This is a genomic window from Methylobacter sp. Wu8 (genome assembly GCF_036440755.1).
GTDB lineage: Bacteria > Pseudomonadota > Gammaproteobacteria > Methylococcales > Methylomonadaceae > Methylobacter_A > Methylobacter_A tundripaludum_A.
Window position 1 is genome coordinate 1 of sequence record NZ_JAZGVT010000030.1, and the last position, 21,496, is coordinate 21,496.

The following is a 21,496-nucleotide window of genomic DNA, read 5'->3' on the forward strand; positions in this document are numbered from 1 at the left end:
CTTGAAAAGTGATGGATAATAGAAGGTGTTGGTTTTGCTGTCATTGAAAATCAAAATGATAGGATTATTACCTCATCTAAATTATATTTTCAAGCACTTTTAAGCGCGATTGCCCTGGCGCTACGGACGGAACAAATGAATTAAATATCCATCTATGGTAGAATTAATTTTATTTTTGCCCCGATAGCTCAGCTGGATAGAGCGGTCCCCTCCTAAGGGACAGGCCGGTGGTTCAAATCCGCCTCGGGGCACCATTTATATCAACAACTTACAACGCTCATATACACACGTCTAACCGTAACCAGAGACGTCAGCTAACGCCATCGCTATAAAAACGCCGATATTACCGCAATCAACTCGACCGCCGTTTTCTGACGCGTTTTTTATTTAACCCCCCACACTTTTCACCAAGCTGCAAAACATTTGTCAGCAGCAACCTTTTATTGAGACTCTAACTAATATGCCATTTACCACCCTGGGTTTATCTGACCCGCTGCTGCGCGCCATTGCTGACGCAGGCTACACCACCCCCTCCCCGATCCAGTCGCAAGCCATTCCAGCCGTTTTAGGCGGCCATGACGTTCTGGCAGCCGCACAGACAGGAACCGGCAAAACGGCCGGATTCACCCTTCCCATTCTGCATCGCTTATCGCAAAAGGCTTATACCAATAACCGGCCGGTCAGGGTATTGATACTGACCCCAACCCGGGAACTTGCCGCGCAAATCGGCGAATCGGTCAGCAAATATGGAGCGCATTTGCATCCCCGCTTAAAATCCGAAGTCGTATTCGGCGGAGTAAAGATCAACCCGCAAATGATGCGCTTAAGAGGCGGCGTAGACATCCTGGTCGCCACGCCCGGACGCTTGCTGGATCTGGTTAATCAGAATGCGGTGAAACTCGATCAAGTAGAAACACTGATACTTGACGAAGCGGATCGCATGCTGGACATGGGTTTCATCCGGGATATTCGCAAAATCATCGCCTTGCTGCCGAAGAAACGCCAAAACCTGCTGTTTTCGGCGACCTTTTCCGAAGATATACGCAAGCTCACAACGGGACTCCTGGTCAATCCGATAAAAATCGAGGTCGCTCCGCGCAACACCGCCGCAGAACTGGTTGAGCAAGTCGCTTACCTGGTTAATAAAGCCAACAAAACCGAACTGCTCTGTCACTTGATAAAAGAGCATGACTGGCGGCAGGTTTTGGTTTTTACGACTACCAAGCACGGCGCGAACCGGCTCACTGAAAAACTTAACAAGATAAACATTAAGGCGGCGGCAATACACGGCAACAAAAGCCAGGGCGCCAGAACCAGTGCATTGGCGGGCTTTAAAGCCGGTGAAATCAGGGTGCTGGTGGCGACCGATGTCGCGGCGCGCGGCATCGATATTAACCTGCTGCCGCATGTCGTCAATTTTGAACTGCCCAGAGCGCCGGAAGACTATGTACACAGAATCGGCCGAACCGGTCGCGCAGGTGAGGAAGGCCAAGCTATATCGCTGGTGTCCCATGATGAATACAGCTTCTTGCGTCAAGTTGAAAAGCTGATCGGGAAAGAGATTAGACGCGAACAAATTGCCGGTTTTGAAGCGTCCGCAGTTGCGCCGCCGATGCCGCCAGAGCCGCCGCGAGGACCGCGCCCAAGCAGAAACTCAAATCAGCCACGGAAACCCGGCGGTAATCAAGCCGGAAATAAGCCTAGAGCGAAAAGCGCTTAGATTCACAGGTAGGATTGCATGGCGTAACTGCTTCTAAAAGCACATCACCGCGAAGACATGAAGTTCCCGAAGAAAAAACTTCGTGCTCTTCGTGGTGATATGTCTTATTAAGTTATATTAGCGTTACGTTATGCTAACCCGACGCCTCATCCCCATTGAGATTTGCGGACATTAAAATTGCGTCCCTTTATTTTGCCGTTTCTCAAGCAAGCCAGGGCCTTATCAACACTGTCGCGCTTGATTGCAACGTAAGCATGGGCATCAAAAATATCGATCTTGCCCACTTCGCTGCCTGCAATCCCGGAGTCGCCGGTTAACGCCCCCAATATATCCCCCGGACGCACTTTATTCTTGCGCCCGCCGTCGATCCACAAAGTCACCATCGGCGGTTCGAAGCGCTGCTCATGGTTCATCTGGAATGGAGCCACTTCATCCCATTTGGCAGGAATGTTCTGATATTTTTCAATAGCTTTGACCCGGATTAATTCCTTTTCCGTACAAAGACTTAACGCCAAACCTTTGTTACCGGCGCGACCGGTACGCCCGATTCTATGCACATAAATTTCAGGATCCCAGGGTAATTCATAATTAATCACCGCCTGCATATCCTTGATATCCAGCCCCCGCGCAGCCACATCGGTCGCCACCAGCACTGAACAGCTCTTGTTGGCAAAACGAACCAACACTTGGTCCCGATGCTTTTGCTCCAGATCGCCATGCAGTGACTGAACCGAGAAACCGCTATTTTCAAGGAAACTCGCCACATCCTGGCAATCCCGTTTGGTATTGCAAAAGACCACAGTCGATTCGGGCCGATAGTAGGACAAAAGATAGCCTAATGCACTGATTTTTTTAGATTTTTCTACCTGATAAAAACGTTGCTCAATGTCGCTGTCATGATGCCTGGTTTCGATACTGACAGACACCGGCTTAAACTGGAATTTCTGGCTCATCTCCCTGATAGGCTCGGCATAAGTCGCGGAAAACAGCAAAGTCTGCCGATGCGTCGGCGCGTATGAAATCACATCGGTAATGGCTTCTTCAAAACCCATGTCCAGCATCCGGTCGGCCTCGTCCAAAACCAACACCTTGAGATTACTCAAACGCAAGCTGCGTTTGCGTAGATGCTCCTGCAACCGCCCCGGCGTGCCGACAACCACATGAACGCCATGCTCCAACGAACCCAGCTGCGGACCGAAAGGCACGCCGCCGCACAAGGTCAGCACCTTAATGTTTTGCGTAAACCGGGCTAATCGCCGGATTTCCTTGCAGACCTGATCGGCCAGTTCCCGCGTAGGGCAAACCACCATCGCCTGAACCCTAAAACTGTTCAAATCCAACTTGGACAACAGACCAATGCCGAAAGCGGCGGTTTTGCCGCTGCCGGTTTTAGCCTGCGCAATCACGTCCCTGCCTTCAAGAATATGCGGCAAACTCTCCGCCTGGATAGGCGTTAAGTGGGTGTAACCCAGGGATTCAATGTTTTCAAGCAGGGCGGGTTTTAAAGCTAGGGATGAAAATTTGGCAGTACTCACTAAGGACTCTTTATATTGACGTGAATGGCGGCGAACTGCCGTCATTCAATCGCTTATGATACCAGATAGCGGGACCTTAAGCCGGACAAGGTTGATGTTTCAATTGTTAATATCAAATTAGCCAGACACATCAACAAATCCGTGCAAGCCGCGCTTGGACTTAACCGCCAGCCAGTCTTTCAATTGCTTTAACTCTGCGGTTTCTTCCAGGCCGTCCAGGCTTTTCTTATTTTTCAGCAGGCGGAATGCCGCCGACAGCACTTTATACCGCTCTCCGGTAATGCCTGCGCGTCTTAAACCTACGGTGTTCAACTTGTAATGCCGGGCGGGACGTCCGCCGATCAGCATAAAGGGAATCACGTCCATGTTAAGGCCGGTCGTACCCTGCACTATCGCGTATGAACCGATTCTGCAAAATTGGTGCGCAACGACAGCCCCCCCGATAAAAACATTATTGCCGACTTCAACATGCCCACCGATGGCGACATTATTGGCGAATATGGTGTTATTCCCAACGGAGCAATCATGCGCGACATGGCTGTTGTTCATAAAAAAACAGCCCGACCCGATACGGGTCTCGGCATTTTCTTTAGAGGCGCGGTGCGCCGTAAAACCCTCTCTGAAAACGTTGTTGTCTCCGCAGACCAGCCAGGAAACTGTCTCGGCTTTAAAGCCGGTATCTTGCGGTAATCCGCCCAACACAGCATGCGGATGTAAAATATTGCCGTCGCCCATCTTCACATGACTGTGTACCACGGCATGAGCGCCCACTTGGCAGTTGGCTCCCAGTTGAGCGCCTGCTTCGATAACGGCAAAAGGCCCTACCGTAATATTGTCTCCCAGCGACACATCCGGTGCTATATAGGCGGTTGGATGAATATTTTGAGCCATCTTTTATCCTCTTGGATGAAATTTTGAATGTAATTCTTTAAGCCTTTCCCGGGCAATATGGGTATAGATTTGCGTGGTCGATAAATCCGAATGCCCGAGTAATAACTGCACGACCCGCAAATCCGCTCCATGATTCAACAAATGTGTGGCGAAAGCGTGTCTCAACGTATGCGGCGACAGCGCTTTGTTAATGCCGGCTTTTTTTGCATTGCGTTTGATAATATGCCAAAAAGCCTGCCGTGTCATATTCTCGGCCCGGTTGGTGACAAACAGGTAATCGCATTGCCGCTGACCGAGAATGGTCTTTCTGGCTTGAGTCATATAGCTTTCCAGCCAGCTCATGGCTTCTTCGCCGACCGGCACCAGGCGCTCTTTGTTGCCCTTGCCGATAATTCTGACCACGCCTTGCCTGAAGCTAATCTGTTCGAACTTTAAGTTGACCAGCTCCGATACCCTGAGCCCTGTGGCGTAAAGCATTTCCAGCATGGTTCTGTCCCTAAAACCAAGCGCGTTGGTGACTTCAGGCGCATCCAACAGCAACTCGACATCCTGTTCCGATAGCGATTTGGGCAACGGCTGGCCGATATGGGGCGATTCTATTAAGGCGGTCGGGTCGACTTGAATGCTGTTTTCCCGGATGTAATACCCGTAGAACCGGCGCAAACTGGACAAAATACGCGCAGTAGACCGGTTGCCTATGCCTTCTTTATAACGGCTGGACAGAAATTCGGATAGCTGCCCCCCGTCCACTTCCAGTATCGGCTTATCTTTTAACCATTTGGCAAAAATCCTTAAATCGCTGCCGTAAGCCGAAAGCGTGTTCTCGCTCAAGCCCTGCTCGACCCAAACCGCATCGAGAAATTGATCTATCAAAGCCGTTGCGTTCATTTTTTATAGTTTGCTTCAAATTCCAGCAATTTGTATTTTACCGCCAATAAATCGCCGCCGGTTTGCCCGCAATAGCCACCCATGCCGGAAACGGAAACCACCCGGTGGCAGGGGATGAATAAAGCATAAGGATTGTCCCGGCACGCGTTGCCGACTGCCCGCGCCGATGAGCCTATTTTCTTGGCCAATGCGGAATAGGTCATGGTTTCACCAAAGGGTATTTGGCAAAGCGCGGCCCAGACTTGATTTCTGTAGACGCTGCCTTGTTTTAACAGTTTGATGTTAATAGGTCTATCGGGATGCCGCCAATAGGCGTCTAACTCATGTTCAGCAGGCGGACTCGGACAAACGCCCGAATCCCAGTCTGTTTTGCTGATCACGCCCTGACAGCTAGTCAAAACAAACTGCCCGGCCGGAGTCTGAAGCCTTACAACTTCCTCAGCTTCCGAGCAATTTTCGACCCACTGAATTATAAACGGCATAAAACAAGTCCTGAATAATTTTAATGATTCGCTAAAAGACAATCGCTCTAAATTAACCGCCATAAAAAAAGGCAGCCCAAAGCTGCCTTTTTTATCTCATGAAAACCGACTTGATTAAAGTTTTTCTTTAATACGAGCCGCTTTTCCGGTCAGGTCACGCAAGTAATACAACTTGGCACGACGCACATCGCCGCGACGCTTAACATTGATCTCGCTAATCAGCGGGCTGTGTGTTTGGAAAACACGCTCAACGCCGGTACCGTGAGAAATTTTTCTTACTGTGAAAGCCGAGTTTAATCCGCGATTACGTTTTGCAATCACGATGCCTTCAAAAGCCTGAATTCTTTCACGATCGCCTTCTTTTACCTTAACCTGTACAACAACTGTGTCACCTGGACCAAAGTCAGGAATCTGTTTCAATTGTTCCGCTTCCAATTCATCAATAATATTGCTCATACCACACCTTAATTTAAACCAACTCCACAATAAATTCTTTAAGCAAGTTTTCCTGCTCTGCGCTCAAATTCTTTTTTTTCAATAAATCCGGCCGTCTCTGCCAAGTCCGACCCAAAGCCTGCTTCATACGCCAGCGATCTATATCCGCATGATTGCCGCCTAACAAAACTTCCGGTACCGAGTGTCCTTCAATCTGTTCCGGCCTGGTAAAATGCGGACAATCCAGCAAGCCATCGCTATGAGAGTCCTGCTGAGCCGAATCCTCATCACCGAGCACACCCGGCAACAAACGCGTCACCGCATCAATCACTATCAGCGCTGCTAGCTCGCCGCCACTGATAACATAGTCACCGATAGACCATTCATCGTCGCAATCCAGCTCAACAAAACGCTCGTCAATACCTTCATAACGCCCCGCAACTAAAATCAGCTGCGATACTTTACCGGCCTCTGCCAGCAAAGCCTGAGTAATCGGTTTGCCTTGCGGACTCAAATAAACCACTTTAGCGCCTTCAGCGCCAGCCTGTTTTGCGGCATTGACCGCATCATGCAAGGGCTGATATTTCATGACCATGCCAGGACCGCCGCCGTAAGGACGATCATCAACTGTTCTGTGCCTGTCGTGGGTATAATCCCGAGGATTCCATGTCGACAAACCGACTATATTGCGTTCGATCGCCCTGCCGGTTACACCGCAACCCGCAGCCGCTGTCACCATTTCCGGAAATAACGTTACAACATCAAAACGCATGGTGATAATTAAAACTCAGGATCCCAGTCGACAATAATTTTGCCCGCATCCAGATCAACATTAATTATCGTCTGTCCCTGTAAAAACGGAATAACCCGTTCTCGATCTCCATGGACAATAACGACGTCATTAGCGCCTGTTTCCAGCAAACTATCAACTGTGCCTAGCTGAACGCCATCAATGGTTTCAACAGCCAACCCGATCAACTCGGACCAGTAATATTCGCCTTTAGCGGCTTTCGGCAGTTGATCTCGGGTTATAAAAACATCCCAACCCATCAGACCGGCTGCTTGATCCCTGTCACTAACACTGTCCAGCTGGGCGACTATCGTCTTGCCCTGCAGCTGTCCGTCAACAACATCAACGGTTTTTATCTCGTCGCCTTTTATCAACAACCAAGGAGAATAAGTTAAAATATTTTCCCTCGGATCAGTGAAGGAAAATACCTTAACCCATCCTTTTACACCAAAAACGCCGGAAATTTTTCCGACACTTATATGCTGCTGTTCTGACAAACGGTTTATGCCGCCGCTTTTTGTGCGTCTTTAATCAATTTTGCAACGCGATCAGAAGGCTGCGCGCCATTGGCTTTCCAATGCTCAACTCGTTCGCTATCTAAACGCAATCTTTCTTCATTGCCACGAGCCAGTGGATTGAAAAAACCAACACGTTCAATATAACGGCCGTCGCGACCGCTTCTGCTATCGGTTACAACAACGTGATAGAAAGGACGATTTTTCGCGCCACCTCTAGAAAGACGAATGGTTACCATCTAAGTTCCTCAAAAAACATTTAGTCAAAATTGAATCGATTTATTTTACGCGATTTTCCATATAAGTAAAGAACAACACACAACCGATCAAGTTCATTCGCTCTGGCAATCAAATAAGCAGCCATTGCGACAATGAACTATCGTCTCATGCCGCCCATACCACGCACATTATTTTTTATGCCTCGCATCATGTTGGCCATATTGCCGGACTTGAAGCGCTTCATCATTTTCTGCATCATCATAAACTGCTTCAGGATGCGATTGACATCCGACAACTGCTGCCCACAACCGTCCGCAATACGTTTCTTCCGATTGCCTTTAATCAGGTCGGGATAGCGCCTTTCCTTCATGGTCATGGAATTAATGACCGCAATCTGGCGCGACAACTCCTTATCATTAACCTTGTCTCTCACTTCCTGAGGAATACTATTCATACCGGGCAACTTATCCAACATGGAGCCGACTCCACCCATGCTCTGCATTTGCTGCAATTGCTCACGAAAATCTTCCAGATCAAAAGACTTGCCTTTTTGCAGCTTTTTAACGAGTTTCTCGGCCTTTTCCTTGTCAACTTTCTGTTCGATCTCTTCAATCAGACCCAGCACATCACCCATACCCAAAATACGGGAAGCGATACGATCAGGATAGAAAGGCTCCAAAGCATCGGTTTTTTCGCCCATCCCGATAAACTTGATCGGCTTGCCGGTAATATGGCGTATAGACAGCGCCGCCCCGCCTCGTGCGTCACCGTCCGCCTTGGTCAGGATAACCCCGGTCAACGGCAACGCGTCATTAAAGGCTTTTGCTGTAATTGCCGCATCCTGCCCGGTCATGCTGTCAACAACAAACAAGGTTTCGATAGGATTGATTGCCGCATGCAACGCTTTAATCTCGCCCATCATTTCATCATCGACATGCAGACGGCCTGCGGTATCGATAATAATGACATCGAGAAATTTTTTCCTGGCCGCTTCAATCGCATTCTTGGCAATATCTACCGGATCTTGCGACGCATCGCTTTCAAAAAACTCCAAAGAAAGATCGTTTGCCAGCATCTGCAACTGCTTGATCGCCGCAGGACGATAAACGTCGGCGCTGACCACGCCGACTTTTTTCTTTTGATTTTCTTTTAACCAACGACCCAGTTTGGCCACCGTCGTGGTTTTACCGGCACCTTGCAAGCCCGCCATTAAAATAATCGCGGGAGGGACGGCATTAAGATTCAGCTTTTCGTTGGCCTCGCCCATCACGGTGACCAGCTCAGCCTGAACCAACTTAATCAGCGACTGGCCGGGCGACAGACTGGACTGAACCTCCTGACCTAACGCACCTGTTTTGATACGTTCAATAAAGTCCGTAACCACCGGCAAAGCAACATCGGCCTCAAGCAAAGCCATCCGCACTTCGCGCAGGGTGTCCTTGATATTGCTTTCAGTCAAGCGCCCCTGGCCCTTAATTTTTTTAAGCGTGCTACCTAATCGATCGGTTAAATTATCAAACATATCAGTATCTTTAATTAAATCTTCAGGGAAACCATTCACTAACACAAATGCGTTAGGACTATTTAGCGGGATATATTAACATAGCCATTGAGGCCTTTGCATTAAACTCAAGGGAATTTGGGTGTGATGGAAATGCGACTTGTCGCATTATCTGGAAGCTAATGCCCCTTACCATTCATACTGGCAAAAAGTCCACACCTGACAGTGGCGTTACCGATTGATTACAAACCAATAAAACGACCCTAATGAACACCATCGCACTCGCCACCCTGTCAATATGCACTTATCTGGCAAGCACGCTGCTTATTGCCTGGGATACTCATCAGAACAAAAGACAAAGTACACCGCTTTATCTTGGATGGCTGGCCGTAGGCGCACATACCTTATATACCGCCGCCGCATTCCAGCAAAACAGCAGCTTCAATTTTAGCTTTATCAGTACCGCGTCCCTAGTTTCACTGATTGTCGCCCTGCTGCTGCTTATCGCTACACTCAACAAGCCTGTCGAAAAACTCGGTCTCGTCATATTTCCGGTTGCCGCGATCATGCTGGCGCTGGAACTGAACCTGCCCGAGAAACCGCATCTACTGCACACCCACAACTGGCAGATGAGCGTACACATCTTAACCTCAATTATCGCGTTCAGCCTGCTCAATATCGCCGCCTTGCAAGCCGTTCTGCTCGCCATTCAGGACCAGCAGCTTAAAAGCCACCCGCCCAAACGCTTTATCCAGTCATTGCCTTCCTTGCAAGCCATGGAATCTTTATTGTTCCAAATGCTCGGCACAGGACTTTTTTTCCTGAGCATTTCCCTGATCAGCGGCTTCATCTTTATCGAAGATTTGTTTGCCCAGCATTTGGCGCACAAGACTGTATTATCCATAATCGCCTGGATCATTTTTTCCAGCTTGCTGATAGGCCGATTGCGTTACGGATGGCGAGGAAAAACCGCAGTCCGCTGGACCTTGACGGGCTTTGTTTTGCTGCTGCTGGCTTACTTCGGCAGCAAGCTGGTGCTGGAAATTATCTTACATAGATAATGCATTTTTACAGCTTCCTTACACCCATGCCGGTTTCAATCCAAATATAAACTATGCTGGAAACCCCTGAAGACACACTAGACCCATCCGACTGGAATGCCTTTCGCTTGCAAGGCCATCGGATGCTGGACGACATGATCGACTATCTTGAACACCTGCGCGATCAACCGGTCTGGCAACCGATGCCCGACGAAGTGCGTAATTCATTCCGCCAAGCATTGGATGACGTCCCATCCGACCTAGCAAAAACGCATGAACTATTTCTCAAAGACGTACTCCCCTACGCCTTGGGCAACGTCCATCCCGGTTTTATGGGCTGGGTTCATGGCGGAGGAACCCCGGTCGGCATGCTCGCGGAAATGCTGGCAGGCGGGCTGAACGCCAATCTCGGCGGACGCGATCAATCGCCGATAGAAATCGAACGACAGGTCGTACAGTGGGTCCGAAGACTGTTTAATTTCCCGGAAACCGCCAGCGGCCTGTTTGTGACCGGCACCTCGATGGCCAACCTGATCGGCGTCCTGATTGCACGCACCGCCCGCTTAGGCACCGATGTACGTCATACGGGCATGGCCGCCAACGGTCAACAGTTGGTCGCCTATACCTCGGCCGGCGCACATATCAGCATCGTTCAAGCCATGGACATTGCAGGCTTCGGCAGTGACGCGTTGCGCATGATACCCGTCGATCAGCTGCACCAGATGGATATAGCGGCGCTTGAACGCGCCATTGCCGAGGACAAAAAAGCCGGCCTGACGCCGTTTTTCATTGCCGGCACAGTGGGAACCGTAGGCGTCGGCGCCATTGACAACCTTCAGGCTATTGCCGAACTTTGCGAACGCGAAAATATCTGGTTCCACGTCGACGGCGCATACGGCGCGCTGGCCATGCTCGCGCCTGATATTGCACCGCGACTGCAAGGCATCGAGCGCGCCGATTCGATCGCCTTCGATTTCCATAAATGGGGACAAGTTCCCTATGATGCAGGATTCATCTTGGTGCGGGACGGCGAGCTGCATCACAACGCATTCGCTTCGCCCGCCGCTTACCTGAAACGGGAAACCCGCGGCATGGCGGCCGGTTCGCCATGGCCGTGCGACTTCGGCCCCGATCTTTCACGCGGTTTCAGGGCGCTCAAAACCTGGTTCACCTTAAAAGTTTACGGCGAGGAAAAATTAGGCAGGGTTATTTCAAACACCTGCGCGCTGGCCCAGCACTTGAAGCGGCGTATCGAAGCCGAACCGCAGCTGGAACTGCTCGCGCCCGTTGCGCTGAATATCGTATGCTTCCGCTACCGTAGCGAGGATGCCGACCGGGTCAATGCCGACCTGGTGGTCGCGCTGCAGGAGTCCGGCATTGCGGCACCGTCAACGACAACCATCAACGGACAGCTGGCCATTCGAGCCGCCATCGTCAATCATCGCACCACCGTAAGCGACATTGACGCATTGATCGACGCCACGCTCGAATTGGGCGGGATTGCCGCTCGCAGCGCCTGTTCCTGACAGGCTTGCCGCATACACACCATTCCTGGCGATAGAAAATGCCCAACCTTAGGAAAACCAATGCAATCCAATGAACATACCGAACCGCTGCTCGGCCTCGCAAAGCTGATGCGAATGGCTTACTCCGGCTCCGACCTCGCCCCGTTGGGCACGCAGTTGATCGAACGCGCCGAGACTGAAACCGGCGGCCACGCCCTGATGGATTTATCCACGATTTTGCAGCTCCGTGGCAACCGCGACTTGGCCTTAAGCACGCAAGCCCAGGCCATAGAAAGCCAGCAAATATATTCCCCGCCGACTGCAACTGGTCAAGTCAATATCCGCCTGCTTGCGATCATGGGTACAGGCGACTTGATGTCCAACACGCCGGTGGAATTCCTGCTGGAAGACTCCGATGTCGCCCTCGATATCGTCTATGTAACCCAAAACCAGCCTTTACCGGCCGATCTGCCGGATCACGATGTGCTGTTCGTCGCCATCGCCCAATCCGACCGGAATATGCCGCTGTTAAAACAGATCGATGCCTCTATAGCAACATGGCCCCGCCCGGTGCTGAACAGGCCTGACCGTATTGCATTGATGTCGCGGAATGAAGCCTGCGTATTGCTAAAATCCGCACCGGGCATAGAGATGCCGATTACGGTACGCATATCCCGGCAAACCCTCCAACAAATCGCCGATGGCGAACTGCCGCTGACAGAGATTCTCGACGACGGCGTTTTCCCGATTATCGTCCGCCCGGTCGATTCCCACGCAGGGAAAGACCTGGACAAGATAGACAGCCCAACCGTGCTTGTCAGCTACCTGCAAAACATGCTCAATGAAGAGTTTTATATATCCCGTTTTGTCGACTATCGCGGACAGGATGGCTTGTTCCGCAAATACCGCATCGTACTGATCGACGGCAAACCCTTTGTTTGCCATGTCGGCATATCCGAACACTGGATGGTCCACTACCTGAATGCAGGCATGGCCGAAAGTGCCGAAAAACGCGCCGAAGAAGAGCGCTTTATGATCGATTTCGACAGCGGCTTTGCCCGTCAACATGCCGAAGCCTTCCGCGCCATCAACGAACGGGCCGGACTGGATTATCTGGGCATCGATTGCGGCGAAACCGCCGACGGCAAACTGCTGATTTTCGAGATTGACAGCTGTATGATTGTCCATGCGATCGATCCGGTCGATATTTTTCCCTACAAGCAACCGCAGATGAAGAAAGTATTCAGCGCCTTTCGGCAGATGCTGCTTAACGCAATGCAACGTAGCGCCGCTTAATGTCATCATTAACTAACTGCATTACGCCTGACAACTCATTGCGGGAGCGCAAGCAGAGCTTGCAGGCGAAGCCTGCACTCCATACTTCATAATTATTGTGCAAAACCTTTTCAAAACGCCCTGCAACCTGCCATCCACAGAACAACTGCTGCTTGCAGGCGGCGATGCGCGTATCGCGGTCGATCCGCTCAGCGGACTGAATAAATACGGCTGCGGGCCGTTTCCCGACCCTCAGCTGCTGGCATTCGGCTCCTCTACCGCATCGATTATTTCCGCAGAAGGTTTCGCCGCCGCAGACCGGCTGCGCCAAAAACTGCTGACAGCCCTCGGCACGGAATCGCCTTCAACCGTTTATGCACGGGAAATGCAGCGGATTCGCCAGGAATGCCTGCGCTTATGCGACCTGTCCGACGTCACCGGACTGGAACTTATATTCTCCCCATCCGGCACCGACATCCATAGCATTGCCTCCCAATATGCAGGCAGCGGCGCATCCGCACCGGCGCTGGCCGTCATGGTCGAAGCCAATGAAACCGGAAGCGGAGTGGCATCGGCCTTGGCGGATAATACCGTTGAAATTGCACAAGTATCGATTCGGCTGGACGATGGGACGCCCAGGCCGCCGGCCGCAATCGACGCCGACGTGGAAACACTGGCCGGTAAAGCCGTCGCATCAAACCGGCGCATACTGTTGATTCTGGTCGATCAATCCAAAACCGGGTTAATCGCGCCGAGCCCCGCCTGCGTCATCGCGCTGCACCGTCGTTTCCCCGATAACATAGAGGTACTGGTCGATGCCTGCCAATTCCGCATCGCAATGCCGACTTTGCGCGCCTATCTGGAACAAGGCTTCATGGTCGCGCTGACCGGTTCGAAATTCCTTGCCGCTCCGACTTTCTCCGGTATGTTATTGCTTCCTCCGGCCCTGGCAGAGCGGTTCCAGAAACGTCCATTCCCACGCCGTCTGTCGTCTTGTTCGTCAAAAGCCGATTGGCCGACTAACTGGACCGGAGCCGAGCATCTGGATCATGCAGCCAATTTCGGCCTGCTGCTGCGTTGTGAAGTCGCGCTGGAAGAACTGCGCCGGTTTCGCGCCGTACCGCAAGCAGCCGTCATCGAGTTCTTGCGGGCCTTTGCAGAGGCGATCCGGCAACGGCTGGCGTCCGATCCTCACTTCGAGCCCTTGCCTGTCACGCCGCTCGACCGTCGTCCGTTAATAGAACCGGATAACTGGGACCATCTCCAGACCATCTTTCCTTTTCTGCTTTACCATCCCCAGCCCGCCGGGCGGACACCGTTAAGTCGCGAGGAAACCCTGCATATCTACCGGCAACTGCCGACCACATTAGACTTAACCGATCGCAACAGCGATATTGCCGCAATACGCTGCCAACTTGGCCAGCCCGTCGCCTGCGGCAGCCGTAACGGCGCGGCGGTCAGCGCCTTACGTTTGTGCCTCAGCTCACGGCTGATTGTCGAAACGGCAACAAGCAGTGACAAGGGCATCGGCGTGATTAAAAATGCGCTACTGGCTTTAGACAAAACGGCATGGTTAATCCAATCAAGCGTCAATGAAGTTTAAACAATTTTGGTGATGCTCGCCGAACTCAGCGCTGTTTGCGCAATTTAAGTTCTGCAAGCAATTCCAGGCTGTACTCTTCACTGGCCGTCAGGTCAGCAAGAGAGGCATCATTGTTATCGCGTATCTAGGTCAACGGCATCTGCCATCAGGCCAAATCCAGCAATGCAAAACATATAGGTAGAAATAGTTCGGGATTCATGCTGGCCATTAAGCAGGAATTGTAAACGCGAGCCCCCTGAAACAAAACGTCCTACCCGTAAACTCTGGCACTCGGAATCGTATTTCACCATAGACCCCACACCAAAATCTGAGCACTTGCCTATATAAAAAGTGCCGCTTTCCGGTTCCTGGTCCCGCCAGTCGCGAAAAAATCCAAGCGGAATTGCACTGCCCCCCTAGCGAATACGTCAGAATATTGAACTGTTGGCTCATCGGGTGGTCTCCGTCAATTCCGGAAAAATCATTTTCTGTTTCGACTTTCATGCTCGGTATCTTCCCTTCTACAGCTTTTATGCTTATCGCGATAATTTTTTAATTTTATCCAAACCGCTCTTAAGCTCGGTTTTATCGAATTCATCCAATGGCGTATAGGAACAATAGCCGTAGACAATTTTTTCGTCATCGTCCAGTGTTTCAAACATCGACTCAGGTATGGCTCTCGGGTAATCAAACCCTTGTTTTATATACCAACGGCAAAACGTGGCAATGAGCGCCCACCGGTCTCTTTTCACGCTGTTTTCCAGAGTTGCATGCAAAATCCTGCTGTCCCAAATCACAATATCCCCGGCTTCGGCCTCTAAAGGAATTGCCTCCGCATTCTCGCCTTGCGGCGCATATTCCCCGGTTTGATGGGATTTTGGCACGACCAGTGTAACAGCCATTGTCCACCTTGGAATCATTCAGGAAAAGAATGGCTTGACCGACGGAAGTATAGTTTCCTGAGTAAGGAATAAACGAGTCTATGTGGTACGGCAAAGCTTCAAGCGAGCTGCGCAGATGCATCGCGCGCAGTATTATAGTTGGGCTGATCCGGCGGGATTGCCGCATAAAATTTTTCGTTCAGCAGCTCTTTCAGGACTTCGCCCGGCGTGCCGCGAATAAATAAGCGAAGCGCGTCCTGACGCTTGTAAATAGTCCGGTCAAAACTGTTCAATCGCTGTTGATTACGCAACAAATTAGCCTGTTCATCCTCGGTATATTGAAAGGTATTGGCAAACTCGAGCAAGTTCCGAACTACAGCCGGGTCAACGGCCTGCTTGATAACGGCATAGCCTTGCTGACGTATATGATTGACATGCGTTTTTGCGGTTAAAGAGATCATTCTTTCTGATTCATTGATCTGGCAGGAAAACTTCCTCAACCTGTTCTATGGTTGGGAAATCGGGAAAATATTGAGCCCGATGGACACTCCGCTGATAAGCGCTCGGGTAGCAGCGGTCAATAAATGTGATTTCATCGGCGTTATCGAATCGGGTTGAAAGTGCAAACCGGTATTGGCCGGGTGTCCCATTGCTTGAACTGCGATGGACGGTAAACATCGACATAAACACCACATCACCCACGTCGACCTCGGCTGGAATGAAATCCGCTTCTCGGTACTGCTCAGGCCGCAGCTCCCATAAGGCGCTACTGCTATCCACAGTGGCTAACAGACCTCGCTTATGGCTGCCCGGAATCAGCTCCAACGGAAAGTTATCCCGATCCACCCGGACCAGCGGCAGCCAAACAACCACGCCGTCCAGGCTGCCCTGTACCGAAGGAAAGTCCTGGTGCACGCCCAGTCCGAAATAGCCTTCCGGGATTTTTAACTCATGCGCCATGATATGAGCGACTTGACCGCCCGGTACAAAAATGTCTCGCCAACCGAATTTATCGAACAGAAAACCGGTGATCCGGGGATCATGTAACAGCTGGTATATATCGAGCTTTCGCCATACCGCCCCGGCCGTCTTTTTGTAACGCTCCAGGTCACATTGATGCAGTGCCTGCATCGCATCAAAAAGCGCCATGCCTTCAACGTCAACGAAGATTTGCCGCAACTGGTCGAGAAAGGTCTTGGCGATAGAGTCCCGCACCTTATCAACGCACTGCTGATCCAACAGGCCTTTCGCGACGAAAAATCCATTTGACTTATATTGTTCGAGTTCGGCAGTCATTATCCAGTCCTCTATAAATAGATCGGTAACACCGTGAGTTAGGGCGCCGTCAAAACCTACGCTGAAGCCTCGGCGTAACCAAAGCCTGTCTGCCCAAAACCGTTTCCGTTGTAGAACATATAACGGCGACCGCCAACATCAACCACTTCGGGATAAGCCAGCATGAAAGAATCCCAGCCTTGATTACTCAACTCGATACCGGCCTGATCGTCCAGGCGAGTCCACACCAGGCCATCGCCGGATTCAGCGTAGCCGATACGGTAACTATTCGCACAGGTATCCCGGTAATCGGTATGGCCGCGGTAACTGTACCACATGCGATAAAGCGCGCCATCTTTGCACACACTGGCCCTGGCGATGCCGCCCTCGGCAGCGTCGGCATAGTCAATCGCCACTCGCCCTTCCCTGCGCCAATGAATGCCGTCGTCCGATTCGGCATATTTGAGATGGTAAAACGGCTCCATGCGCCCGCCGATCATCTCCCAGCCGGTACACGACAGATACCAGTTGCGCCAAACGCCATTTTCAATCCGAACGCAGGTCGTAGCGCAAAAATAAGGCTCCTCGGCCGAGCGATCCATGACCGGGCCGTCAAACAGCCGACGGTAGGTGCATCCGCCATCGTCACTGACCGCCAAACCCACAGAGTTATGATACGGCACTGTATTGCGCACATTCCAGCCGATGTAATACAAATATTTCAGTCCCTGCCAGTTCACGATTGAAGACGGCATCATGCCGCAATCGTCAAACGTCCCCGGCAAACCAAGCTGCAACAAGGGTTCCGCCTGAATATCAAGGATATTCGCCGGATTTGCCGCATCCACTTTCATCCGTGCAATCAAACTGCGATTAGCGTCGTCGCGGCTGCTGAAAAACACATCCAGCCGCTTGTCATCCAGCATATCCACCGTAGGAATCTGGGCGTGCGACCGCGCCCACGGCAGCCGTTCATCAAGGCCGTAAATGATCCCGCGCTTATGCCACGAAATCACGCCGCGCTTCTCTTAAAAACACAGTTAAACAAACCATCGTAGTTTTGCACTTGATATTTTTCTTGCAGAATAAAGCCATTGCTTTCAAAAACGGAAAAGACTGTTGAACTGATGAATTCTTCGGTCAATTCCATAAAAATAGACTCGACATGTTTCAGGCACAACTTGGCGCCTTGCAACACTTCGGCTTCCGCCCCGTCGACATCGATTTTCAAATACCGCGGCAGAGGCAGCCCCATCGTCTCGACCAAATCGTCAAGCCTGCATTTTAAGACCGGATGCGAATGTGCGGGCTGAAAATCAACACCAAAAACGTCTCTGGACTGATCCAGGATCTTCTCATGCCCACCCAGCTCCATGCGCTTTATATGCATCTTGCCAACCGCCATTTCTTTGGAAACAGCCAGGTTATAACAACCTTCAAGCGCTGCTCCTGATGACGTTGAATTAAGATAACTATTGTACGCCAGCAGAAAATAATTCAGCGGATCGGGTTCAATGGCGATAACCCGCAAACCGCATGCAGCGGCATACATTGAAAATATCCCGTTACTGGCGCCAACGTCATATAAAACTTCCCCTGCGGGGATACGGTCAATCCAGTCCAACAATTCAGGCTCTATATGCTCATGGCCTGAAGCCATCCATAACAATCTGCGGGACAGGCAAAGCCAATCGATTTTTTTTCCTCTAACCGTTGTGCTGTACCTGAAATCATCCAAATTAAAAGCATCGGCTTTTTTTAGATGCTCGCTGTCTACCAATGTCTCTAAGGCAACAAATGCGCGTTCGTGGGCCATTATTTTTCCTGATGTGTTATTTTGCTACAGCTTCATCTTTGTGCTGGGCATAACCAACTTAATTGCGGGATTGCCTTTGTATACACCCCAAGCCTCGGTATCTTTGACGATGGAAGATGCCATCGCGACAAAGCTGCCTTCAGCAATTCGCAAGCCATCACGCAACGTCGAATTCACGCCAAAAAAACTATATGAGCCAATATCACAATGCCCGGACATCACCACATGGGAGGTAAACGTCACATGATCGTGAATCACACTGTGATGGCCGATGTGGTTACCGCTCCACAATACGACATTATTGCCGATGCGGGTAAACGGCTGGAGGGTATTGTTTTCCAGAATGAAGCAATTCTCGCCGATTTCGTTGTCGAATACCGTGGCTTTACTGCTCAGGTAACTAATACACTGATAGCCCTTGCCTTTGATCGTCTGGTAAACCGCCTCGCGATCGCGATTCATGTTCTTCGGCGACATCGGCGCAAAAAACGCATGGTTATCGGGGGGGAAAAGTGATTCAACGTCTTCAAATGCGACTACCGGCAGGCCTCGGAACACCGGATCTTCCGGCAGGTAATCACGATTGACGCTAAAAGCGACCACTTCATGTACGGAATCCCGTTCCAGATAATAGTGCGCCAATTCTGCAAAATCTTTTATGCCAAAAATCACCACATTAGCCATACAAGGGCTCCTTATAAACGTAGACTGTATATTCGTACAAACCGTAATCGTTACGTATCACAAAATGACGTGATAGCTCCTTGGTCAAAAAGTCAACCAGAGTATCAAGGGGTAAATGAAACAGATCGTCCCGCTCCCAGTCCACCGCTTTAGACATCACATTGAACGCAAGACCGCAACGCACTTTGGGAAATACCGCCCGCAGCACTTGCTTGAAATATGCCAACATCTCATCGAATTCGAGGTCGCATTTCTCGGTAAAAACGCCGTTCATAACCACATAATCAAATTTAGGCAATTTTTCAGGCTCGGCAACAACATCCAGGCAATAGTAAGTATTTTCAGGATATTTATTCCGGGATAGTTCGTAAAAAGCGGGCGACACATCAAGGCCATAGTAAGTTATATCGGAAAACCTGCTTTGCCGTAGAAAATCATACAAATGCGAAGCGCCGCAGCCAAAATCAAGCAGAGTCAATCCAGCCCTGGGTTCACTAATCACATTCAGCATCACCGCATAGCGTTTTTCCGCATCTTGCTTATTGGGCCAGTCAACCCCAAGATGCGAATCGCCATGCCGTGCCAGACAAGCTTCATAATGGTCAATAATTGTTTGGTGTTTACGCTGCTTCAAAGCATATCCCTCTCACCCAGTAGTCGCCGTACAGCGGCCGGCTGATTGAACATCAATACGTCGAGAATCGATAGACTAGGCACGTACTCGCTTTTGCCCTGATTGTAGCTAACCGTTCCCGGACGCAAAAACTTAAGCTGTATCCCTTGTTTCAAGAAACCGGCCCGGTCATATAAATCTACGCCGCCGACCGGATTGACGTAAATGTCGGCCCGCTCTTGCAGGCAAATATCCAGAATACGATCCTGCCCTTTCAAATGCATGTTTTGATAAATGCGCGAAGTGCTGACGATCTCCACCTCCAGCGTCAGATAATCCGCCATCTCCCGGAGGCTGTTCAGTAAAAACTCATCCAGACGGATCGAAGGAAAATTAACCAGTCGTTCTATCAGGATAGATACTTGCGTATAACAGGGCGCATGCCCATAAGCCTGTCGTAGGGTGCGCATCAGCTTGTCCCGCCAACTCCGCTCATCCGCCAGTTCAATGTCGCAGATAAGCCTATTCTGGCTGGCGCCGCGCAACGGCACCGTAAAAGTATGGGGAGCGCCGTTCAGCAACAGCCGATTCCGGTTCACCCAGCCGCGATTAATAAAATTGACATCGTCAAACACCACGAACTTATCCACCGCCGCCATCAGCTGAAAATAACCGATATAAGGTAGAAAATAAGGCTGCATGATCGCAATGGCTGTCATCTGCTAGGTTGCCCTGCAATTATTTTAACAATGGCATCGACCTGGCCATTCGACAATGCGGGATAAATCGGTAAACAAATCACCTCACTCGCGATCTTTCTGGCCACCGGTAAATTTGACTGCGCCGCGGAAGGTATCCCCCGATACATTGGAAAATCGCTAATCAACGGGTAAAAGTAGCGCCGCGCATGAATATCGTTATTTCGTAACTCTTGATACAGCGCATCACGGCTGATCGGATACTCAGGCCGCACCAGAATCGGGAAGTAAGCGTAATTTGCCACCTCCCCTCCTGCATCGGCCAGGCAATGAATGCCTTTTACCCCCGCCAGATCTTCGCGGTAACGAGCATCAATGGCTTTGCGTTTTTGCAGGGCTTCATCGATATATTTTAGTTGCAGCAAGCCAAAAGCGGCGCTGATCTCATTCATCTTGCCGTTAATGCCCGGAGCCACCACGGTGACTTCATCGACAAAACCGAAATTTTTTAAGTGATCGACGCGCTGCTTGATCTTGGCGTCAGGACAGACGATGGCGCCGCCCTCGAACGTATTGAATACCTTTGTGGCGTGAAAGCTGAGCACCGACAAATCGCCGTAATTGAGCACACTGCCGCCGTAATGCTGCACGCCAAAAGCATGAGCGGCGTCATAAATCACCTTGAGCCCGTAGTTGTCGGCAACCTGCTGGATGCGCTCCACGTCGCACGGATGTCCATAACAGTGTACCGGCATGATAGCGGTTGTTTGCGGCGTGATGGCCGCTTCGATTTTCTCGGGATCGATATTGAGCGAGACCGGGTCGATGTCCACAAATATCGGCTTGATGCCGTTCCACAACAGCGAGTGCGCAGTGGCTACGAAGGAATACGGCGTAGTAATAACTTCACCGGTAATGCGCAGCGCCTGGAGCGCCGTTACTAAGGCCAGCGTGCCGTTAGCAAACAGGGAAACGTACTTGACCCCCAGATAGTCGCACAATGCCTGTTCCAGTTGCTGGTGAAACGGACCGCTATTGGTTAGCCATTTATTACCCCAAATTTGTTCCAAATAAGGAATAAACTCATCCAGGGGCGGCAATAAAGGTTCCGTAACATAAATCTGTGGTTTTTTTGGGAATTCCGTCATTAA

General features: G+C 50.7%; 23 protein-coding genes and 1 tRNA gene. 6 read left to right on the forward strand and 18 right to left on the reverse strand.

Annotated elements, in window-relative coordinates:
- Nucleotides 1-177: 177 nt before the first annotated feature.
- Both V3O24_RS01795 and V3O24_RS01800 read left to right on the forward strand, forming a co-directional pair.
- Nucleotides 178-254: transfer RNA gene (locus V3O24_RS01795), tRNA-Arg, on the forward strand.
- A gap of 206 nt (nucleotides 255-460) precedes the next feature.
- Nucleotides 461-1,720: a DEAD/DEAH box helicase gene (locus V3O24_RS01800; protein ID WP_104423713.1), complete on the forward strand. Its 1,260-nt coding sequence runs from the start codon at nucleotides 461-463 to the stop codon at nucleotides 1,718-1,720.
- A 146-nt stretch (nucleotides 1,721-1,866) separates the two neighbouring features.
- On the opposite strand, the gene dbpA is transcribed toward V3O24_RS01800, so the two are convergent.
- The 9 genes from dbpA to ffh all read right to left on the reverse strand — a co-directional run bounded on the left by dbpA (nucleotide 1,867) and on the right by ffh (nucleotide 8,997).
- Nucleotides 1,867-3,255 carry an ATP-dependent RNA helicase DbpA gene (gene dbpA, locus V3O24_RS01805; protein WP_104423714.1) on the reverse strand — a complete coding sequence of 463 codons (1,389 nt, stop codon included), beginning with the start codon at nucleotides 3,253-3,255 and terminating at the stop codon, nucleotides 1,867-1,869.
- 117 nt (nucleotides 3,256-3,372) lie between these two features.
- Nucleotides 3,373-4,146, reverse strand: a complete 774-nt coding sequence (gene lpxA, locus V3O24_RS01810) for an acyl-ACP--UDP-N-acetylglucosamine O-acyltransferase (RefSeq protein WP_104423715.1) — start codon at nucleotides 4,144-4,146, stop codon at nucleotides 3,373-3,375.
- Between the two features lie 3 nt (nucleotides 4,147-4,149).
- A complete protein-coding gene (xerD, locus tag V3O24_RS01815; RefSeq protein WP_104423716.1) occupies nucleotides 4,150-5,034 on the reverse strand; it encodes a site-specific tyrosine recombinase XerD in 885 nt (294 codons plus the stop codon).
- A complete protein-coding gene (locus V3O24_RS01820; RefSeq protein ID WP_104423754.1) occupies nucleotides 5,031-5,516 on the reverse strand; it encodes a methylated-DNA--[protein]-cysteine S-methyltransferase in 486 nt (161 codons plus the stop codon). The genes xerD and V3O24_RS01820 overlap by 4 nt, the downstream gene beginning before the upstream one ends.
- A 114-nt stretch (nucleotides 5,517-5,630) precedes the next feature.
- Entirely contained in the window at nucleotides 5,631-5,972 is a 342-nt protein-coding gene (gene rplS, locus V3O24_RS01825; RefSeq protein ID WP_104423717.1) for a 50S ribosomal protein L19, read from the reverse strand.
- A 13-nt stretch (nucleotides 5,973-5,985) separates the two neighbouring features.
- Complete coding sequence (gene trmD / locus V3O24_RS01830) at nucleotides 5,986-6,723, reverse strand: tRNA (guanosine(37)-N1)-methyltransferase TrmD (RefSeq protein ID WP_104423718.1); 738 nt, start codon at nucleotides 6,721-6,723, stop codon at nucleotides 5,986-5,988.
- Nucleotides 6,724-6,731: 8 nt separating this feature from the next.
- The gene (gene rimM, locus V3O24_RS01835; protein WP_104423719.1) at nucleotides 6,732-7,238 is read right to left on the reverse strand and encodes a ribosome maturation factor RimM; all 507 of its coding nucleotides are present in this window, start codon (nucleotides 7,236-7,238) and stop codon (nucleotides 6,732-6,734) included.
- Nucleotides 7,239-7,243: 5 nt separating this feature from the next.
- Nucleotides 7,244-7,495, reverse strand: coding sequence for a 30S ribosomal protein S16 (gene rpsP / locus V3O24_RS01840; protein WP_104423720.1), 252 nt, complete (start codon nucleotides 7,493-7,495; stop codon nucleotides 7,244-7,246).
- 137 nt (nucleotides 7,496-7,632) lie between these two features.
- Nucleotides 7,633-8,997: a signal recognition particle protein gene (gene ffh / locus V3O24_RS01845; RefSeq protein ID WP_331305927.1), complete on the reverse strand. Its 1,365-nt coding sequence runs from the start codon at nucleotides 8,995-8,997 to the stop codon at nucleotides 7,633-7,635.
- Between the two features lie 245 nt (nucleotides 8,998-9,242).
- Between ffh and ccsA the strand changes: the two genes are divergently transcribed.
- The 4 genes from ccsA (at nucleotide 9,243) to V3O24_RS01865 (ending at nucleotide 14,399) form a co-directional block, all read left to right on the forward strand.
- Nucleotides 9,243-10,037, forward strand: coding sequence for a cytochrome c biogenesis protein CcsA (ccsA, locus tag V3O24_RS01850; protein WP_331305928.1), 795 nt, complete (start codon nucleotides 9,243-9,245; stop codon nucleotides 10,035-10,037).
- Nucleotides 10,038-10,090: 53 nt separating this feature from the next.
- Nucleotides 10,091-11,542, forward strand: a complete 1,452-nt coding sequence (locus V3O24_RS01855; RefSeq protein ID WP_331305929.1) for an aspartate aminotransferase family protein — start codon at nucleotides 10,091-10,093, stop codon at nucleotides 11,540-11,542.
- Between the two features lie 60 nt (nucleotides 11,543-11,602).
- Complete coding sequence (locus V3O24_RS01860) at nucleotides 11,603-12,817, forward strand: RimK family alpha-L-glutamate ligase (RefSeq protein WP_331305930.1); 1,215 nt, start codon at nucleotides 11,603-11,605, stop codon at nucleotides 12,815-12,817.
- Nucleotides 12,818-12,914: 97 nt separating this feature from the next.
- Nucleotides 12,915-14,399: a hypothetical protein gene (locus V3O24_RS01865; RefSeq protein ID WP_331305931.1), complete on the forward strand. Its 1,485-nt coding sequence runs from the start codon at nucleotides 12,915-12,917 to the stop codon at nucleotides 14,397-14,399.
- Between the two features lie 515 nt (nucleotides 14,400-14,914).
- On the opposite strand, the gene V3O24_RS01870 is transcribed toward V3O24_RS01865, so the two are convergent.
- From V3O24_RS01870 to vioA, 9 genes are all read right to left on the reverse strand, one after another.
- A complete protein-coding gene (locus V3O24_RS01870; protein ID WP_331305932.1) occupies nucleotides 14,915-15,280 on the reverse strand; it encodes a phytanoyl-CoA dioxygenase family protein in 366 nt (121 codons plus the stop codon).
- Nucleotides 15,281-15,378: 98 nt separating this feature from the next.
- Nucleotides 15,379-15,720, reverse strand: coding sequence for a hypothetical protein (locus V3O24_RS01875; protein ID WP_331305934.1), 342 nt, complete (start codon nucleotides 15,718-15,720; stop codon nucleotides 15,379-15,381).
- Nucleotides 15,721-15,730: 10 nt separating this feature from the next.
- Entirely contained in the window at nucleotides 15,731-16,555 is an 825-nt protein-coding gene (locus tag V3O24_RS01880) for a phytanoyl-CoA dioxygenase family protein (RefSeq protein ID WP_331305935.1), read from the reverse strand.
- A gap of 56 nt (nucleotides 16,556-16,611) precedes the next feature.
- On the reverse strand, nucleotides 16,612-17,550 hold the full coding sequence (locus V3O24_RS01885; RefSeq protein WP_104423729.1) for a hypothetical protein: 939 nt from the start codon (nucleotides 17,548-17,550) through the stop codon (nucleotides 16,612-16,614).
- Nucleotides 17,547-18,350, reverse strand: coding sequence for an FkbM family methyltransferase (locus tag V3O24_RS01890; protein WP_104423730.1), 804 nt, complete (start codon nucleotides 18,348-18,350; stop codon nucleotides 17,547-17,549). The genes V3O24_RS01885 and V3O24_RS01890 overlap by 4 nt, the downstream gene beginning before the upstream one ends.
- A 24-nt stretch (nucleotides 18,351-18,374) precedes the next feature.
- Nucleotides 18,375-19,034: an acetyltransferase gene (locus tag V3O24_RS01895; protein ID WP_331305936.1), complete on the reverse strand. Its 660-nt coding sequence runs from the start codon at nucleotides 19,032-19,034 to the stop codon at nucleotides 18,375-18,377.
- The gene (locus V3O24_RS01900) at nucleotides 19,027-19,668 is read right to left on the reverse strand and encodes a class I SAM-dependent methyltransferase (protein WP_331305937.1); all 642 of its coding nucleotides are present in this window, start codon (nucleotides 19,666-19,668) and stop codon (nucleotides 19,027-19,029) included. The genes V3O24_RS01895 and V3O24_RS01900 overlap by 8 nt, the downstream gene beginning before the upstream one ends.
- A complete protein-coding gene (locus tag V3O24_RS01905) occupies nucleotides 19,665-20,366 on the reverse strand; it encodes a WbqC family protein (protein ID WP_331305938.1) in 702 nt (233 codons plus the stop codon). Before V3O24_RS01905 ends, V3O24_RS01900 begins: the two co-directional genes overlap by 4 nt.
- Entirely contained in the window at nucleotides 20,363-21,493 is a 1,131-nt protein-coding gene (gene vioA, locus V3O24_RS01910; protein ID WP_331305939.1) for a dTDP-4-amino-4,6-dideoxy-D-glucose aminotransferase VioA, read from the reverse strand. The genes V3O24_RS01905 and vioA overlap by 4 nt, the downstream gene beginning before the upstream one ends.
- Between the last annotated feature and the right edge of the window lie 3 nt (nucleotides 21,494-21,496).

Bases quoted from the DNA above. Each gene is read 5' to 3' on its own strand.
- V3O24_RS01800 (WP_104423713.1), top strand. From the start codon at position 461: ATGCCATTTACCACCCTGGGTTTATCTGACCCGCTGCTGCGCGCCATT.
- lpxA (WP_104423715.1), bottom strand. From the start codon at position 4,146: ATGGCTCAAAATATTCATCCAACCGCCTATATAGCACCGGATGTGTCG.
- xerD (WP_104423716.1), bottom strand. From the start codon at position 5,034: ATGAACGCAACGGCTTTGATAGATCAATTTCTCGATGCGGTTTGGGTC.
- V3O24_RS01820 (WP_104423754.1), bottom strand. From the start codon at position 5,516: ATGCCGTTTATAATTCAGTGGGTCGAAAATTGCTCGGAAGCTGAGGAA.
- rplS (WP_104423717.1), bottom strand. From the start codon at position 5,972: ATGAGCAATATTATTGATGAATTGGAAGCGGAACAATTGAAACAGATT.
- trmD (WP_104423718.1), bottom strand. From the start codon at position 6,723: ATGCGTTTTGATGTTGTAACGTTATTTCCGGAAATGGTGACAGCGGCT.
- rpsP (WP_104423720.1), bottom strand. From the start codon at position 7,495: ATGGTAACCATTCGTCTTTCTAGAGGTGGCGCGAAAAATCGTCCTTTC.
- ffh (WP_331305927.1), bottom strand. From the start codon at position 8,997: ATGTTTGATAATTTAACCGATCGATTAGGTAGCACGCTTAAAAAAATT.
- ccsA (WP_331305928.1), top strand. From the start codon at position 9,243: ATGAACACCATCGCACTCGCCACCCTGTCAATATGCACTTATCTGGCA.
- V3O24_RS01855 (WP_331305929.1), top strand. From the start codon at position 10,091: ATGCTGGAAACCCCTGAAGACACACTAGACCCATCCGACTGGAATGCC.
- V3O24_RS01860 (WP_331305930.1), top strand. From the start codon at position 11,603: ATGCAATCCAATGAACATACCGAACCGCTGCTCGGCCTCGCAAAGCTG.
- V3O24_RS01870 (WP_331305932.1), bottom strand. From the start codon at position 15,280: ATGGCTGTTACACTGGTCGTGCCAAAATCCCATCAAACCGGGGAATAT.
- V3O24_RS01875 (WP_331305934.1), bottom strand. From the start codon at position 15,720: ATGATCTCTTTAACCGCAAAAACGCATGTCAATCATATACGTCAGCAA.
- V3O24_RS01880 (WP_331305935.1), bottom strand. From the start codon at position 16,555: ATGACTGCCGAACTCGAACAATATAAGTCAAATGGATTTTTCGTCGCG.
- V3O24_RS01890 (WP_104423730.1), bottom strand. From the start codon at position 18,350: ATGGCCCACGAACGCGCATTTGTTGCCTTAGAGACATTGGTAGACAGC.
- V3O24_RS01895 (WP_331305936.1), bottom strand. From the start codon at position 19,034: ATGGCTAATGTGGTGATTTTTGGCATAAAAGATTTTGCAGAATTGGCG.
- V3O24_RS01905 (WP_331305938.1), bottom strand. From the start codon at position 20,366: ATGACAGCCATTGCGATCATGCAGCCTTATTTTCTACCTTATATCGGT.
- vioA (WP_331305939.1), bottom strand. From the start codon at position 21,493: ATGACGGAATTCCCAAAAAAACCACAGATTTATGTTACGGAACCTTTA.